Source organism: Nigerium massiliense (assembly GCF_000826085.1).
GTDB lineage: Bacteria > Actinomycetota > Actinomycetes > Propionibacteriales > Propionibacteriaceae > Propioniciclava > Propioniciclava massiliense.
In genome coordinates this window covers 1,061,022-1,074,947 of sequence record NZ_CCYM01000002.1, presented here as the reverse complement: position 1 = coordinate 1,074,947, position 13,926 = coordinate 1,061,022, and the positions used below count along the sequence as shown (strand labels likewise).

Sequence of the window (13,926 nt, the reverse complement as noted above, 5' to 3'; positions counted from 1 at the left end):
GCCACACACCCGCCCCAGCCAGCCCGACCAGGCGGGGGACGGTCGTGAACCTGCCACCACGACGCCCCACCGACCCACACCAGGTCATCGCGCACCTGCCCGAGGACACCCGCCCCCTGCCCACCGTCACCGCCTACGACGAACTCCTGCGCCGCCGCCAACCCAACCCTGCCCCGGCCCATCACCACACCCAGACAGGAACCCCATGACCACGAACACCAGCAACCGCCAGGGCAGTCTTCGCCGCCGCCACAGCCTCACCGAGCACGCCGCGCAGGCCGCGATCGACCAGGCCTGCCGCCGGCTCCGGCTGCCAACCATCCGCGCCGTGGTCGATGACGCCGTCGAGGCCGCCACCAAGGAACAACTCACCTACCAAGGCTTCCTCGCCGAACTCCTGCTCGCCGAGGTCGACGACCGCGACCGCCGCTCCACCCTGCGCCGCATCAAGAGCGCCGGATTCCCCCGCGAGAAATGGCTCACCGACTTCGACTTCACCGCGAACCCCAACATCAACCCCGCCACCATCAACGAGCTCGCCACCGGCGACTGGCTCCGCCGCGGCGACCCCCTGTGCCTCATCGGGGACTCCGGCACCGGCAAATCCCACCTGCTCATCGCACTCGGCACCGCCGCCGCAGAACAGGGCTACCGCGTCCGCTACACCCTCGCAACCCGGCTCGTGAACGAGCTCGTCGAAGCCGCCGACGAGAAACAACTCACCAAGACCATCAACCGCTACGGTCGCGTCGACCTCCTGGTCATTGACGAGCTTGGATACATGGAGCTCGACCGGCGCGGGGCCGAACTGCTGTTCCAAGTCCTCACAGAGCGGGAGGAGAAGAACGCCATCGCGATCGCGTCCAACCAGTCCTTCTCCGCCTGGACCGACACCTTCACTGACCCCAGGCTCTGTGCAGCGATCGTCGACCGCCTCACCTACAACGCCACCATCATCGAAACCGGAACCAACTCCTATCGCCTCGCCCACACGCGAGCTCGCCAGACTCTGTGACTCGACGGGTCATGGCGTGGCCATCGAGAGCAGTGCACGGCAGAGAGGCGGCCGAACCGAGTGCCGGTCGACTTCTGGTGGGTTTCTGTGCCACAGCGGGTACTGCACAGGTCCGGGGCATCGATGGTCCGGACGGGGGAGGTGGGTGACAGCCGGTGTTCGCGGTGGATCTTGATCATTTCTTCACACTGTCTCGCTCGTGGCTCGACATGCCGCCTGGAGGCTTGGCGGCATGACGACGAATGAATCCTCATCCCTGGCTCGTGGGTCCCTCGCATTCCTGGGAATTGCCAGCGTGGCCGCGGTCGGGCTGGCCCTGGCCGTGCCCGACCTGACTGCTGGCTCGGGCATGGCTAGCATGGCGATGACCCACTACATGGAACTCCTCGCGGTGCGGCAACCGTGGAACCTGCTGTTGTTCATGGCCCTCCCGGTCATCCTGGCCGAGACCTTGGCGATCACGGAACTGGTCATGCTGCTGGGGCGCCGCAATGACCGGCCCGCAGCCCCGTGGGTGGCGAGGCTCAGTCGGGCTGCTGGCCTGCTCGCCGGTCCCGTGTGGGTCTTCATCGGGACGCACCTGATGGTCCACGCGGTGGTGCCCTTGACCATGAATGGGGGATGGCGCGGCCCGGCTGATGTCATCGCGGTCCTCAGCTACCTGGTCGGTGGCCTGCCCATGCTCGTGATCAGTCTCCTCGAGGCGGGGGTCCTGGGCCGCAGTAGTGAGAACCGTCTGCGGTTGCACGTGGCGATGGTGGCGGCCTTCCTCGTGGTGGCTCACGTGGCGATGATCTTCGGGATGGTCGATCCGGCAGTCCTGGGAGGTGACACGTCGTCGAGCGTCATGACCCATGACATGGGTGGCATGTCCGGCATGAACCACGACATGGGCAGCATGAACCACAACATGTCCCCGTCCTCGCAACCGACGAGGTGACGCCTGCTGGGTCTCGTGGTGAGGTGGAGCCATGAGCGATGTGGCGCGCACTTCGGTGCTGGTGGTCGACGACGAACCGGTGCTGGCCGGCACGGTGAAGAACTACCTGGAACGGGTCGGCATGGCCGCAGACACCTGTGCAGACGGGAACGGGGCGGTGTCGCGGATCCGGGAGGAGCAGCCAGATGTCGTCATCCTCGACCTCGGCCTTCCGGGCCTCGACGGAGTGGAGGTCTGTCGCAAGGTGCGCACCTTCAGCGACTGCTACGTCCTGATGCTGACCGCGCGAGCTGACGAGGTGGACATGCTCATCGGGTTGTCCGTGGGCGCGGATGACTACCTCACCAAGCCCTTCAGCCCGCGCGAACTCGTCGCACGTGTCCAGGTGATGCTGCGTCGCCCGAGATCCACGGCTTCGGCATCCGTCGCCCGCAGGATCGGGGAACTGGTGGTGCATCCCGACTCGCGCGAGGCTTCCATGGATGGTGTGGCGGTGGACCTGACACGCACCGAGTTCGACCTGCTGAAGGCCCTGTCCGCGCATCCCGGACGTGTGTTGAGTCGGCGTCAGCTCACGGACATGGTCTGGGGCGAGGACTGGGTCGGCGACGACCATCTGGTCGATGTCCACGTGGCACACCTTCGCAAGAAGCTGGGTGAGGAGGCCGCCGATCCCCGCTACGTGCTGACTGTGCGGGGCGTGGGCTACCGGATGGGCCGAGGCTGATGGGAGGACGGCCATCAGAGCTGTGGCCCGGGTTGTCGTGGGGACGACGGCTGGTGTGGACCCAGTTCGCCGTCCTGGTCACCATGAGCGTCACGCTGGTCCTGACCGCCCTGGAGATGGGCCCGCCGTTGTTCAAGAAGCACATGGCCGAGGCCGGGCACACCCAGCCCATGGTGCTGGACCATGCCGAGCGTGCCTTCCATGACGCCGGTGCGGCCTCCCTGGGATTGGGACTTGCCGCCGCGATGATGATCGCGGCGGTGACGTCATGGGTGCTGAACCGCAGCCTCATCCGAGGGCTGGATGCCCTGGCCGAGGGGGCTGAGAGGGTCGCGCACGGCAACTACGACGATCCCGTGCGCATGCCGCCGCTGGGGCGCGAACTCGAATCCGTGGCCCATGAGTTCAACCGGATGGCGGCCCAGATCGCGGCCACGGAGGCCACCCGACGACGCATGTTGACCGATCTTGGCCATGAGCTGCGCACGCCCCTGTCCGTGACGCGGGTGACGCTCGAGAGCCTCGAGGACGGAGTCGCCGTGTATGGGCCGGAGGTCCTTGAGGTCCTCCAACGCCAGAACGAGCGCATCACGGCGCTGGCGGCCGACATCTCCGAGGTCTCCAGGGCAGAGGAGGGGCGGATCCCCTTGGAACTACGGCTGACCCGCATCGATGACCTGGTGGAATCGGCGGTCACCTCGTGTGCGAAAGCCTGTGCCGAGGCAGGTATCCAGCTGGTGACCCGTGGCAACTGCCCCGTGGAGGTGGATGTCGACCCTGCACGCATCGGCCAGGTCCTGGACAACCTGCTGCGCAACGCCGTCCAGCACACGCCACGCGGGGGTGAGGTATGTGTGACGAGCTGGTCTGACACGGACTCGGTGTCCATCCAGGTCAGCGACACCGGCGCAGGCATACCCGCCGGTGAGGTGCCCCACGTCTTCGAACGCTTCTTCCACCAAGGATCACGCAGGGTCCGTGACGTCGACGGCGGAACCGGAGTCGGCCTGACCATCGCCAGAGCCGTCGCCCGGGCACATGGGGGCGACGTGCTGGCGGCCAGTCCGGGGGTGGGCTGCGGTGCGTCGTTCACCCTGGTGCTGCCACGAAGTCTTGATCGAATCTCCGCACTTCCCTGACCCGGTCACAATGCGGGGCGGGAAGAGTCGTGGGCATGAACACGATCACTCGCCGACAGGCCTTGCTCGCCGGCCTCGGCCTGGCATCCACCAGCGCCCTGGCTGCATGCGGCGCCAAGCAGCCCTCCCCGGCCAGCACCACCCCGGCCACATGGGCCATCCCGACCCAGACACCACTCGCCACCCCGGCCGGGGCGACGACCGTCACCCACACCCTGACCCCGCGCCCTGTCACCTTGGACCTGGGCGGTGTCCTGGCCAAGACCTGGGCCTACACCGACGAACTCGACGGGAACGTCCTGCGCGGCAAGGCGGGCGACCTGTTCCGGGTCACGGTCGACAACCAGCTCCCCACAGCCACCTCGGTGCACTGGCACGGCATTGCCCTGCGCAACGCCTCCGACGGTGTGCCTGGTGTCACTCAGGACCCCATCGCCGCCAAGAGTGCCTTCACCTACGAGTTCGTCGCACCCCATGCCGGAACCTACTTCTTCCATCCCCACAGCGGAGTCCAGATCGACCGGGGGCTGTACGCTCCCCTCGTGCTGGACGACCCACGCGATCCGGGCGACCACGACGCGGAATGGGTCCTGGTCCTGGATGACTGGACCGATGGGGTTGGCAAGTCACCGGATGCGATCTTCGCCGACTTCAAGGCCAACAGCGGACCCCTGTCCCAAGGAATGAACCACGACATGGGAGGCATGGACCACGGCAGTTCCCCCTTGGGCGATGCCGGAGACGTGAGCTACCCGCACTACGTCGTCAACGGCCGGATCCCGGCCGCACCGCGCACCCTCACGGCACGCCCCGGGGACAAGGTCCGGCTACGGCTCATCAATGCCGGAGCCGACACGATCTTCAAGGTCGGCCTGTCCGGGCACCGACTCACCATCACCCACGCCGACGGTTTCGCCGTGCAGCCGGTCGAGGCGACGGCCATCTACCTCGCCATGGGAGAAAGGATCGACGCCACCGTCACCGTCGGCGACGGCGTCTTCGTGCTGCAGGCCGCCCCCGAGGGCAAGACCGGTACTCCCGCCCGCGCCATCGTCAAGACCGGCGCCGGCAGCATTCCGCCGGCCACCACCCGAATCCCCGAACTCGGAGGAAAGGCTGCCCTGGGCACCGCCCTGCGCGCCGCCGACGCAGCCAAGCTGCCCGACAAGGAACCGGAGCAGACCCTCGAGGTCCAGCTCAACGGCCAGATGAAGCCCTACGCCTGGGGCATCAACGGCAAGAAGTTCGGTGAGGACACACCCCTGTCGATCAGCCCGGGACAGCGGGTCCGGATGCGGATGACGAACATGACGATGATGGCCCACCCGATGCACATCCACGGCCACACCTGGTCCCTGCCGGGCAGCAACGGACTACGCAAGGACACCGTGCTGCTGCTGCCCATGCAGACCATCGAGGCCGACCTGCAGGCCGACAACCCCGGAGCCTGGATGCTGCACTGCCACAACATCTACCACGCCGAGATCGGCATGATGACCAGCCTGCGCTACTGACCCCAGCCCACGCCGATGCGGTTCCCGGGTCACCCCGGGAACCGCACCGCCGCATGCCCGCACATGCCTCCGACGTCTTGGTCAAACCTTCATCATTTGCCCCGGTCCAGCTTCATGGACGCTCGACAGTCTGGATGGTGACGGCAGCCAGCCACACACGACGAAGGAGACCACCATGTACACAAGCCCCACCCAGCTCAACCGCAGTGACAGCGACGCTCCCCGCCCCGCCGCCGACCCGGTACTCGAGCCCGTGCAGCACCGGCACGACCCGAAGATGACAGGCCACGGCAAGAGCCACCACTGGATGCACCTGCTGATGTGTGCCCCGATGCTGCTCATCGTGGCCGGATACCTGTGGACAGGTCGTGCCAGCCTCGCCGCAGGCGGCGTCATGGCCGCCGTCATCCCCGCCCTCGGCTGCGTAGTGATGATGTGGCTCATGATGCGGATGATGAACCACGGGGCCGATCACCACTGAGCCAAGAACCTCGCACCACGCGCCCACCAGCACCACAGAGCACCACCACTCAACGGACGAGGAAGACCATGACCAGCCTTACCCCACCCGACGAGCCCATCACGGCTGGAGGGGACTCCTTCACCTGCCCCATGCACCCCGAGGTCACCAGTGACCACCCTGGCCGCTGCCCCAAGTGCGGCATGTTCCTCCAACCGGACGGACAGCCCCCCGCGCCAGCAGCACACCAGCACACCCACCCCGGGCAGACTGCTGCCCACCAAGAGCACGGCGGGCAAAGCGCCCCGCCACCACAGGCCGACACCGGCCCACGCGATGGCGAATGGACCTGCCCCATGCACCCCGAGATCCGGCAGGATGGGCCGGGCGAGTGCCCGATCTGTGGCATGGCGCTCGAACCGGTCTCGGTGGGCGCCCACGACGGACCCAACCCAGAGCTGGCAGACATGCGCCGCCGTCTCCGCGTGGCAGCCGTGCTCAGCCTGCCCCTGGTGGTGCTGGCGATGGTCCCGGCCCTGGCCGTCGGGGCGTGGGTGCCCTGGGTCGAACTCGCGCTGTCCACCCCCGTGGTGTGGTGGGCCGGGTGGCCATTCTTCGCACGTGGCGCCCGATCAGTGGCCAGCCGGCACCTCAACATGTTCACCCTCGTCAGCCTCGGTGTGGGTGCCGCGTGGTTCTACAGTGTGGTCGCCGTCCTGGCCCCGGGGATCTTCCCGGCCATCATGCGTGATGACGGTGGCCGGGTCGGCGTCTACTTCGAGGCCGCCGCCGTGATCATCACCCTGGTGCTGCTGGGGCAGGTACTCGAACTGCGGGCACGCGACCAGACCTCGGGTGCCATCCGCGCCCTGCTGGACCTGTCGCCAGCCACCGCGCACCGCATCAACCCCGACGGAGAAGAAGAGGAAGTGCCATCCGCGGACCTGCAGGTCGGCGACCATTGCCGGGTCCGCCCCGGTGAGAAGATCCCAGCAGACGGCATCGTGGTCGACGGCCACGCCTACGTCGACGAATCCATGATCACCGGCGAGCCGGTACCTGTTGACAAGAACCCCGGCGACCGTGTGATCGGCGGCACCATCACCAGCGGCGGCAGCCTGGTCATCGAGGCCACCGGCCTGGGCGCCGACTCGACCCTGGCCCGCATCGTCGACCTCGTGTCCCAGGCGCAACGTTCCCAAGCCCCCATCCAAGGGCTCGTCGACAAGATCTCCGCTGTGTTCGTGCCGGTCGTGATCGGCATCGCACTGATCACCTTCGCCGTCTGGGCCACGGTCGGGCCACAGCCCCGGCTACCGTTCGCGATCGTTGCTGCAGTGTCCGTGCTCATCATCGCCTGCCCTTGCGCGCTTGGCCTTGCCACACCCATGTCCATCATGGTCGGGGTTGGTCGCGGAGCCCGCGATGGCGTCCTGGTCAAGAACGCCGAAGCACTCGAACGACTGCAGAAGATCGACACCCTGGTGGTCGACAAGACCGGGACCCTGACCCAGGGCCATCCCAGCCTCGTCGACCAGAAGGTCGTCGCCGGCCACCACGCCGAGATCGTGCTGGCCATGGCGGCCGCTGTCGAGTCCGGGTCCGAACATCCCTTGGCCCGCGCGATCGTTGACGCGGCGCGAGAACGCGACGTCACCGTACCGACCGCCACTGCATTCACCGCCCACCCGGGTGGCGGCGTCGAAGCATTGGTCGACGGTCACCAGGTCATGGTCGGCAGCCCTGCCTTCCTCACGACCCAGCATGCCGACACGACCCCCCTGACCGACGACATCGACGCCTTCCGTCGCCAAGGAGCCACTGCCGTCATCGTGACTGTCGATGGTCAGCCTGCAAGCATCCTGGCCATCGCCGACCCACTCAAGCCCACCACCGCCCAGGCCATCGACGACCTACGTCACCGTGGCATGCGGATCGTGATGCTGACCGGGGACAACGCCACCACCGCCCACGCCATCGCCGACGAACTCCACATCGACGAGGTGATCGCGGACGTGCTTCCGGATCAGAAGCATGGGCACGTCCAGCGGTTCCAGGAGCAAGGTCACACGGTCGCGATGGCCGGTGACGGCGTCAACGACGCCCCTGCCCTGGCCGGGGCGGACGTTGGCGTCGCCATGGGCACCGGGACCGACGTCGCCATCGAGAGCGCAGACGTGACCCTCCTCGGCGGCGACCTCGCAGCCCTGGTCAAGGCGCGCGACCTGTCCGTCGACACTATGCGCAACATCAAGCAGAACCTGCTGTTCGCATTCATCTACAACGTCATCGGCATTCCGATCGCCGCGGGAGTGCTCTACCCCGCCTTCGGCTGGCTGTTGTCCCCGATGATCGCCGCAGCCGCCATGGCCCTCAGTTCGGTGAGCGTCATCACCAACTCCCTGCGCCTGCGCCGACACCACTGACATGAACCGCCCCCCATAAGCTGCCCGGAGTTCACTATGGGTTGGCTTCTCGCACCCAACCGGGGCCCAGCCAGACCGACAACCCGGGGCCAAATGAAGTTGACATAGCCACGCTGTAGACCGGGAAGGCGCTGGATTCGCCGTAGTCCTGGGCGTGCAGGTCCTTCAGCGTCGCCATGTCCTCGTCGTTGATCTCGAAGTCGACCTGCGCGTTGGAGCGCATGTGGTCGGGGTTCGCCGTCTTCGGCAGCGACACCGTGCCGAGCTGGATCGTGTAGCGGATGCACAGCTGCGGAACGCTCACTCCGTACTTGGCGGCCATCGCCTGCACGTCGGCGTTGTCGAGGATCTCCCCGTGCGCGATGGGCGAGTACGCCTCGACGAGGATGCCCTTGGACTCGCAGTAGTCCAGCAGCTCGGTCGGCGTGTTGCCGGCGTGCACGAGCAGCTGGTTCACGTGCGGTGTCACGGTCGCGGTCTCCAGGAGGCTGTCGAGGTCGGATTGCAGGAAGTTCGACACTCCGATGGCGCGGAGCTTGCCCGCCTGGTGCGCCTCTTCGAGCGCCTTCCAGGCCTGCCGGTTGCCGTCGGCGTAGTCGCCGCCGCGGAAGTCCTCCCACGGCTGCGGGGCGTGGATGAGCATCAGGTCGATGTAGTCCAGTCCCATGGTGGAAAGCGAGCCGTCGATGGCGGCGACCGCGCCGTCGTAGTCCTTGATCTCGGCGGCCAGCTTCGTCGACACGAACAGGTCCTCGCGGGCGACGCTGGAGGTGCGGACGCCTTCGCCGACGCCGCGCTCATTGCCGTAGGCCTGGGCGGTGTCGATGTTGCGGTAGCCGATCTCGACCGCCGACCGCACCGCCTCGGCGGCCTTGTCGTCGTCGATGAACCAGGTGCCCAGTCCCAGCTTGGGGATCTCGGTACCGCCGGTCAGCGTGTAGGTCTCGTTCAGGATGCTCATGATGGTCACTTTCCGTCGTGGGTGGGCAGCTGGCCGTACACCTCGTCGGTGACCGGCTCGAGCCATTCGTTGCTGACACCCTCGCCGGGGGTGATGAAGGCCAGGTGGGAGAACCAGGAGTCGGCTTTCGCGCCGTGCCAGTGCTTGGTGCCGGCCGGGACGCGGATCGCGGTGCCCGGGACCATGCTGACCGGTTCTTCGCCCTCGGCCTGGTACCAGCCGGACCCGGCGGTGCAGATCAGGACCTGGTCGCCGCCGCCGTTCTCGCCGTGGTGGATGTGCCAGTTGTTGCGGCACGCGGGCTCGAAGGTGATGTTGTTGACGGGGACGCTGCCGTCGACGACCGGGGCGTTGTAGCTCTGGCCGATGAAGTACTGGGCGAAGGCGTCGTTGGGCTCCCCGGTCGGGAAGTCCTGGTCGAATCCGTTGTCACTCACGTGTCTCTCCTTGGTTGCGTTGAATTGGATTGTGGTTGTTGGGGTCACCAGGCGTAGGACTGCGGGGCGGTCCCGGGTCCGGGCCAGATGCGGTCCAGCTCCGCCAGCGTCTCGGCGTCCAGCACGATCTCCGAGGCGGAGACCGTGGCCTCCAGCTGCGCCGTCGTCCGGGGGCCGGCGATGACGGCCGTGACGGCGGGCTGGTGCAGCAGCCAGGCCTGCGCGACCTCGGCCGGGGCGTGCCCGATCCGGTCGCACAGGGCTTCGTACTCGGTGAGCTGGCTGGCGAGCTGCTGGCGCTGCTGCTGCGCGCCGTCGCTGGCGCGGCGCACGGCGTCGGGGCCGGGGTGACGCCCGGCGAGCACGCCGCGGGCCAGCGGGCTCCAGGGCAGGAGGCCGACGCCGAAGTGCTCCAGCGCGGGGATCATCTCCTGCTCGATCGCTCTGCTGGCGAGGTTGTAGAGGCTCTGCTCCGACACCAGGCCGAGGAAGCCGCGCTGCTGGGCGGTCAGCTGGGCGGTGGCGACGTCCCAGCCGGCGAAGTTCGAGGAGCCGACGTAGGTGATCTTGCCCTCGGCCACGAGCTGCTCCATGGCCTGCCAGATCTCCTCGAACGGGGTGGCCCGGTCGACGTGGTGCATCTGGTAGAGGTCGATGTGGTCAGTCTTCAGCCGGCGCAGGCTCGCCTCGCAGGCCCGCTTGAGGTGGTACGCCGACAGGCGGCGATCGTTTGGGCCCAGCCCCATGGGCTGGTAGGCCTTGGTGGCCAGCACGATCTCGTCGCGTCGGCCCGAGGCCTGGAGCCAATCCCCGATGATCTCCTCGGAGGTGCCGAAGCCCTGGTTCATGTCCGGTGTCTGCGGACCGCCGTAGACGTCGGCGGTGTCGACGTGGTTGACGCCGAGTTCCACCGCCCTGTCCAGGACCTCGAAGGCCTCGTCCTTGCCGGTGGCGTCTCCGAAGTTCATCGCGCCCAGCGCGATCCTCGAGACCTGCAGGCCGGACCGGCCCAGATGCGCGTATTCCATGGCTCTTCTCGTTCCCTCCTCGTGCCTGTTCATCGCTTGTGATTCCACGCTAGGCCGGTGCCCGCGCCGGTGGCAGACCCTGCTGGTACCACCCCTGGCTCAGGCTCCCCGGCGACGGCCGGGATCAGTCGTCGATGGCGACGACGACCTTCCCGGCCGCCTGGCCCGAGCGCAGGCGAGCCGCGATCTCGTCGGGGCGGCTCAGCGGCAGGGTGCTGTCGATGACCGGACGGATCTGCCCCCGCTCGACGGCGGGGATCACCTCGGGCAGGAGGCCGGCGATGATGCCTGCGGTCTCCCAGTCGCGGGTGAAGCCGAAGGAGACGCCGTGGATGCTCAGGTGCCGGTAGGACAGGGCGTCGATGTCGATGGTGGACGCCGGGCCGGCGAGCCGGCCGATGTTGACGACGTGACCGTCGTGGGCGGTGGCGGGCAGGGTCTCGGCGAAGACCTGCCCGGCGACGTGGTCGAGGACGACGTCGACGCCCTCGCCGCCGGTGGCGGCCAGGACCGCCCCGGCCAGGTCCTGCTCGCTCGTCACGATGACCTCGTCCGCGCCGGCCGAGGCCAGCAGCTCCCGCTTGCCCGGGCTGCGGGTCGTTCCGATCACCCGCGAAGCGCCGAGGGTCTTGGCGATCTGGACGCCGATGAGGCCGATTCCGGTCGAGGCCCCGGTGATCAGCACGCTCTGGCCGGCCTCGAACCCGGCGACCGTGAGCGCACCGTGCTCGGTCAGCAGTCCCGTCGGCAGGGCCGCTGCGATCTCGGGCGCGAGGGAAGCGGGTCGGGGCATGACGAACCGGTGGTCGGCGACGACGTACTCGGCGAAGGAGGCCGGGATCGACCCCATCACCGGGTCTCCGACCCTCCAGTGACCGGTGTCGTCGCCGACGGCGGCGATCTCGCCGGCGTACTCGAACCCGGTGACGGACTCCTCGCCGTGCCCGCCCGCGGTGGGGTCGGCCTCGTCGAGCATAGGAAGGTCGGCGTTGTTCACCGCGGCAGCCCGGTTGCGGATGAGGACCTGCCCGGGGCCCGGCTCGGGGATCGGAACCTGGGCGAGGACCCAGTCGGGTCCCCGTCCGGCGATCAGTGCGCGCATCGTGTCGGTCATCGGAGTCATTCCTTCCTACAGGCGGGCGACGGCGTCGACCGCGTCGGTGATCGGGGCAGTGCCCTCGGTCAGTTCCAGGACCTGCCGGGACACTTCGGGACTGTGGACGAGTTCGGCCAGGACGGCGGCGACGTCGGCCCGGGACACGTCGCCGTAGGCGATGGCCGGGCCCAGCGCGACGCGCCCGGTGCGGGGCCCGGTCGTGAGGGTGCCGGGGCGGACGATGACCCAGTCGAGGCCGGTGGCTGCGAGGGCGACGTCGGCGGCCTTCTTGATGCGCATGTACTCCTCGAACGCGGCCGGCATGCCCTGACCGCGCCACGCGTCGGGGAACGCCGAGACGAGCAGGAACCGGTCGGGGCCGGCGATCTCGGCCGCCCGGGCCGCGAAGGCGACCCCGTCGCCGTCGACGACCCGGGCGACGTCGATGGGCGCATTGCTGGCCCCGGCCGCGTACACGAGCGCGTCCGCGCCCCGCAGCGCCTGGCCCAGCCGGTCCGGTGCCCCGGAGCGGACCTCGTCGGCGATGTCGAGCAGCAGGGGCTCCGCGCCGAGGGTGCGAAGTTGCTCGGCCTGCTCGGGGCGGCGGTGGACCGCGGCGACGTCGTCGCCGCGGGTGATCAGCTCGCCGACGAGCAGGGAACCGAGCCCGCCGGCGGCTCCGATCACGACGATCCGCGACATGATGCTTCTTCTCGTTCGCGTGCTGGTCTTGCGGGTGCTGGTGTTGCGGATGCTGAGTGGGTCATCGCGACTCGAGGGTCTCGGTGACGACGGGCATGGCGGTGAACACCTTGGGCCAGCCGGTGAAGTAGGCGAGGTGCTCCATGAGCGGGTCGACCTCCTCGGCGGTCAGGCCGCTGTCCATGGCCCGGCCCAGGTGGTACGGGATCTGGTCGGCCTGGCCGGTCGTCACCAGGGCGACGACGGTGACGAGGCTGCGGTCGCGCGGCTCGAGGCCGGGTCGCAGCCACAGGTCGTCGAAGACGGTCTGATCGGTGGCGTCGACCAGGCGCTGCGAGGTGTCGCCGTGCTGGTCCTGCACATCGGTCTCCCGGGCGGACTCGGCGTCGGCGTCCTGGTCGAGCAGCTCTGGGTCGGTCTCGGGCAGCTCGGAGGCATCGATGCCGCGCTCCTCGTACACGGCTGCGACCGGGTCGACCGCGGCCACGGCATTGGGCCAGCCGGCGTAGAAGCCGAGGTGGGTGATGGTCTCAGACACCTCGGCAGGCCTCGCGCCGTCGTCGAGGGCCTTGTCGACGTAGAAGCCGAGGTCGTCGGTGCTCCCGCTGGCCACGTGCACGGCGATGGTGACCAGTCCGCGGTCGCGGGCCGAGAGGCTCTCGTCGTCCCACAGAGCCTGCACCTGCTCGGCGTCGTACTGCTCCAGTGCCGGAGCGACGGACCCGACGTTGCCGGTGCGGGCGGTCGGGTCGGCGTCCTTGGTTGCCTGTCCGCCGGTGCATCCGGCCAGCAAGGCGGCACCGGCGGTCAGCGCGGCGGCCGAGAGCGCGAGGCGGCGGGGGTGTCGGTGTGTCATCGTCGGTCTCCTCCTGGTCATGCCTGGTCGAGGTACTGCTCGTCGCTCACGTGCTCCATCCATTCGGCGTTGGAGCCGTCGATGGTGTCCTGGACGGCGATGTGGGTCATCGCCTCGCCGTCGGTGGCCCCGTGCCAGTGCTTGACGCCGGGCGCGAACCACACGACGTCGCCGGCGGAGACGGTGATCCGGTCCTCGCCCTCCTCTTGGACCCAGCCGGTGCCGTCGGTGACGATCAGCCGCTGGCCGGCGGGGTGAGAGTGCCAGGCGGTGCGCGCGCCGGGCTGGAACGTCACCTGGCCGGCACCGCCGGTGGATGCGTCGTTCGGGTCGTACAGGGGCTGGATCGCCACGTCCCCGGTGAAGGTCTCCGGGTCGCCGGCGGTGGCCTCGCGCTCGTCGGCGGAAGACACGTCAATGCCCGCCTCGCCGGGCGCGGGCGAGGCGGTGGTCTCGGTCGTTTCCGGCGCGGCGGCGGGCTCGTCCTCGGCCGAGCAGCCGGTGAGCAGCAGCGCGCCTGCCAGGGTCGCGGCGGCCAGGCCAGGGACGGTCCTGCGGATGGTCGTCGTCATGATGGCTCCCAATCGGGGGTCGGATGCAGTGGCCCATCCAGATCACCAGAGGC

General features: G+C 68.6%; 14 protein-coding genes and 1 pseudogene. 8 read left to right on the top strand and 7 right to left on the bottom strand.

Annotated elements, in window-relative coordinates; all coding sequences use genetic code 11:
• The 8 genes and pseudogenes from BN1187_RS06440 to BN1187_RS06405 form a co-directional block, all read left to right on the top strand.
• Window positions 1-209: pseudogene (locus tag BN1187_RS06440) on the top strand (IS21 family transposase); the annotation flags it as partial.
• The gene (gene istB / locus BN1187_RS06435; protein ID WP_040159616.1) at window positions 206-1,015 is read left to right on the top strand and encodes an IS21-like element helper ATPase IstB; all 810 of its coding nucleotides are present in this window, start codon (window positions 206-208) and stop codon (window positions 1,013-1,015) included. The pseudogene BN1187_RS06440 and the gene istB, both read left to right, overlap by 4 nt.
• Window positions 1,016-1,214: 199 nt before the next feature.
• On the top strand, window positions 1,215-1,955 hold the full coding sequence (locus BN1187_RS06430; protein WP_235750603.1) for a DUF6803 family protein: 741 nt from the start codon (window positions 1,215-1,217) through the stop codon (window positions 1,953-1,955).
• A gap of 31 nt (window positions 1,956-1,986) precedes the next feature.
• Window positions 1,987-2,682 (top strand): response regulator transcription factor, encoded by a 696-nt coding sequence (locus BN1187_RS06425; protein WP_040159612.1) that lies wholly within the window; start codon window positions 1,987-1,989, stop codon window positions 2,680-2,682.
• Window positions 2,683-2,765: 83 nt separating this feature from the next.
• Window positions 2,766-3,821, top strand: a complete 1,056-nt coding sequence (locus tag BN1187_RS06420) for a HAMP domain-containing sensor histidine kinase (protein WP_040160231.1) — start codon at window positions 2,766-2,768, stop codon at window positions 3,819-3,821.
• Between the two features lie 35 nt (window positions 3,822-3,856).
• Window positions 3,857-5,335, top strand: coding sequence for a multicopper oxidase family protein (locus tag BN1187_RS06415; protein WP_028703847.1), 1,479 nt, complete (start codon window positions 3,857-3,859; stop codon window positions 5,333-5,335).
• A 175-nt stretch (window positions 5,336-5,510) separates the two neighbouring features.
• Entirely contained in the window at window positions 5,511-5,816 is a 306-nt protein-coding gene (locus BN1187_RS06410; RefSeq protein ID WP_040159608.1) for a hypothetical protein, read from the top strand.
• Window positions 5,817-5,884: 68 nt separating this feature from the next.
• A complete protein-coding gene (locus BN1187_RS06405; protein ID WP_052462379.1) occupies window positions 5,885-8,221 on the top strand; it encodes a copper-transporting P-type ATPase in 2,337 nt (778 codons plus the stop codon).
• A gap of 34 nt (window positions 8,222-8,255) precedes the next feature.
• Here BN1187_RS06405 and BN1187_RS06400 read toward each other — a convergent pair whose 3' ends face one another.
• The 7 genes from BN1187_RS06400 to BN1187_RS06370 all read right to left on the bottom strand — a co-directional run bounded on the left by BN1187_RS06400 (window position 8,256) and on the right by BN1187_RS06370 (window position 13,873).
• Complete coding sequence (locus BN1187_RS06400) at window positions 8,256-9,182, bottom strand: aldo/keto reductase (protein ID WP_082034572.1); 927 nt, start codon at window positions 9,180-9,182, stop codon at window positions 8,256-8,258.
• A gap of 5 nt (window positions 9,183-9,187) precedes the next feature.
• Entirely contained in the window at window positions 9,188-9,619 is a 432-nt protein-coding gene (locus BN1187_RS06395) for a cupin domain-containing protein (RefSeq protein ID WP_040159606.1), read from the bottom strand.
• A 44-nt stretch (window positions 9,620-9,663) separates the two neighbouring features.
• Window positions 9,664-10,647 (bottom strand): aldo/keto reductase, encoded by a 984-nt coding sequence (locus BN1187_RS06390; RefSeq protein WP_040159604.1) that lies wholly within the window; start codon window positions 10,645-10,647, stop codon window positions 9,664-9,666.
• Between the two features lie 124 nt (window positions 10,648-10,771).
• Window positions 10,772-11,761 carry a quinone oxidoreductase family protein gene (locus tag BN1187_RS06385; RefSeq protein WP_040159602.1) on the bottom strand — a complete coding sequence of 330 codons (990 nt, stop codon included), beginning with the start codon at window positions 11,759-11,761 and terminating at the stop codon, window positions 10,772-10,774.
• Window positions 11,762-11,776: 15 nt separating this feature from the next.
• A complete protein-coding gene (locus BN1187_RS06380; protein WP_040159600.1) occupies window positions 11,777-12,445 on the bottom strand; it encodes an NAD(P)H-binding protein in 669 nt (222 codons plus the stop codon).
• A 61-nt stretch (window positions 12,446-12,506) separates the two neighbouring features.
• Window positions 12,507-13,301 carry a carboxymuconolactone decarboxylase family protein gene (locus tag BN1187_RS06375; RefSeq protein WP_040159598.1) on the bottom strand — a complete coding sequence of 265 codons (795 nt, stop codon included), beginning with the start codon at window positions 13,299-13,301 and terminating at the stop codon, window positions 12,507-12,509.
• A 17-nt stretch (window positions 13,302-13,318) separates the two neighbouring features.
• Window positions 13,319-13,873: a (R)-mandelonitrile lyase gene (locus BN1187_RS06370; protein ID WP_072041976.1), complete on the bottom strand. Its 555-nt coding sequence runs from the start codon at window positions 13,871-13,873 to the stop codon at window positions 13,319-13,321.
• Window positions 13,874-13,926 lie beyond the last annotated feature (53 nt).

Coding starts and splice junctions, on each gene's coding strand:
- BN1187_RS06370 (WP_072041976.1), bottom strand. CDS start 13,873: ATGACGACGACCATCCGCAGGACCGTCCCTGGCCTGGCCGCCGCGACC.
- BN1187_RS06425 (WP_040159612.1), top strand. CDS start 1,987: ATGAGCGATGTGGCGCGCACTTCGGTGCTGGTGGTCGACGACGAACCG.
- BN1187_RS06405 (WP_052462379.1), top strand. CDS start 5,885: ATGACCAGCCTTACCCCACCCGACGAGCCCATCACGGCTGGAGGGGAC.
- BN1187_RS06400 (WP_082034572.1), bottom strand. CDS start 9,182: ATGAGCATCCTGAACGAGACCTACACGCTGACCGGCGGTACCGAGATC.
- istB (WP_040159616.1), top strand. CDS start 206: ATGACCACGAACACCAGCAACCGCCAGGGCAGTCTTCGCCGCCGCCAC.
- BN1187_RS06420 (WP_040160231.1), top strand. CDS start 2,766: ATGAGCGTCACGCTGGTCCTGACCGCCCTGGAGATGGGCCCGCCGTTG.
- BN1187_RS06390 (WP_040159604.1), bottom strand. CDS start 10,647: ATGGAATACGCGCATCTGGGCCGGTCCGGCCTGCAGGTCTCGAGGATC.
- BN1187_RS06385 (WP_040159602.1), bottom strand. CDS start 11,761: ATGACCGACACGATGCGCGCACTGATCGCCGGACGGGGACCCGACTGG.
- BN1187_RS06375 (WP_040159598.1), bottom strand. CDS start 13,301: ATGACACACCGACACCCCCGCCGCCTCGCGCTCTCGGCCGCCGCGCTG.
- BN1187_RS06380 (WP_040159600.1), bottom strand. CDS start 12,445: ATGTCGCGGATCGTCGTGATCGGAGCCGCCGGCGGGCTCGGTTCCCTG.
- BN1187_RS06415 (WP_028703847.1), top strand. CDS start 3,857: ATGAACACGATCACTCGCCGACAGGCCTTGCTCGCCGGCCTCGGCCTG.
- BN1187_RS06410 (WP_040159608.1), top strand. CDS start 5,511: ATGTACACAAGCCCCACCCAGCTCAACCGCAGTGACAGCGACGCTCCC.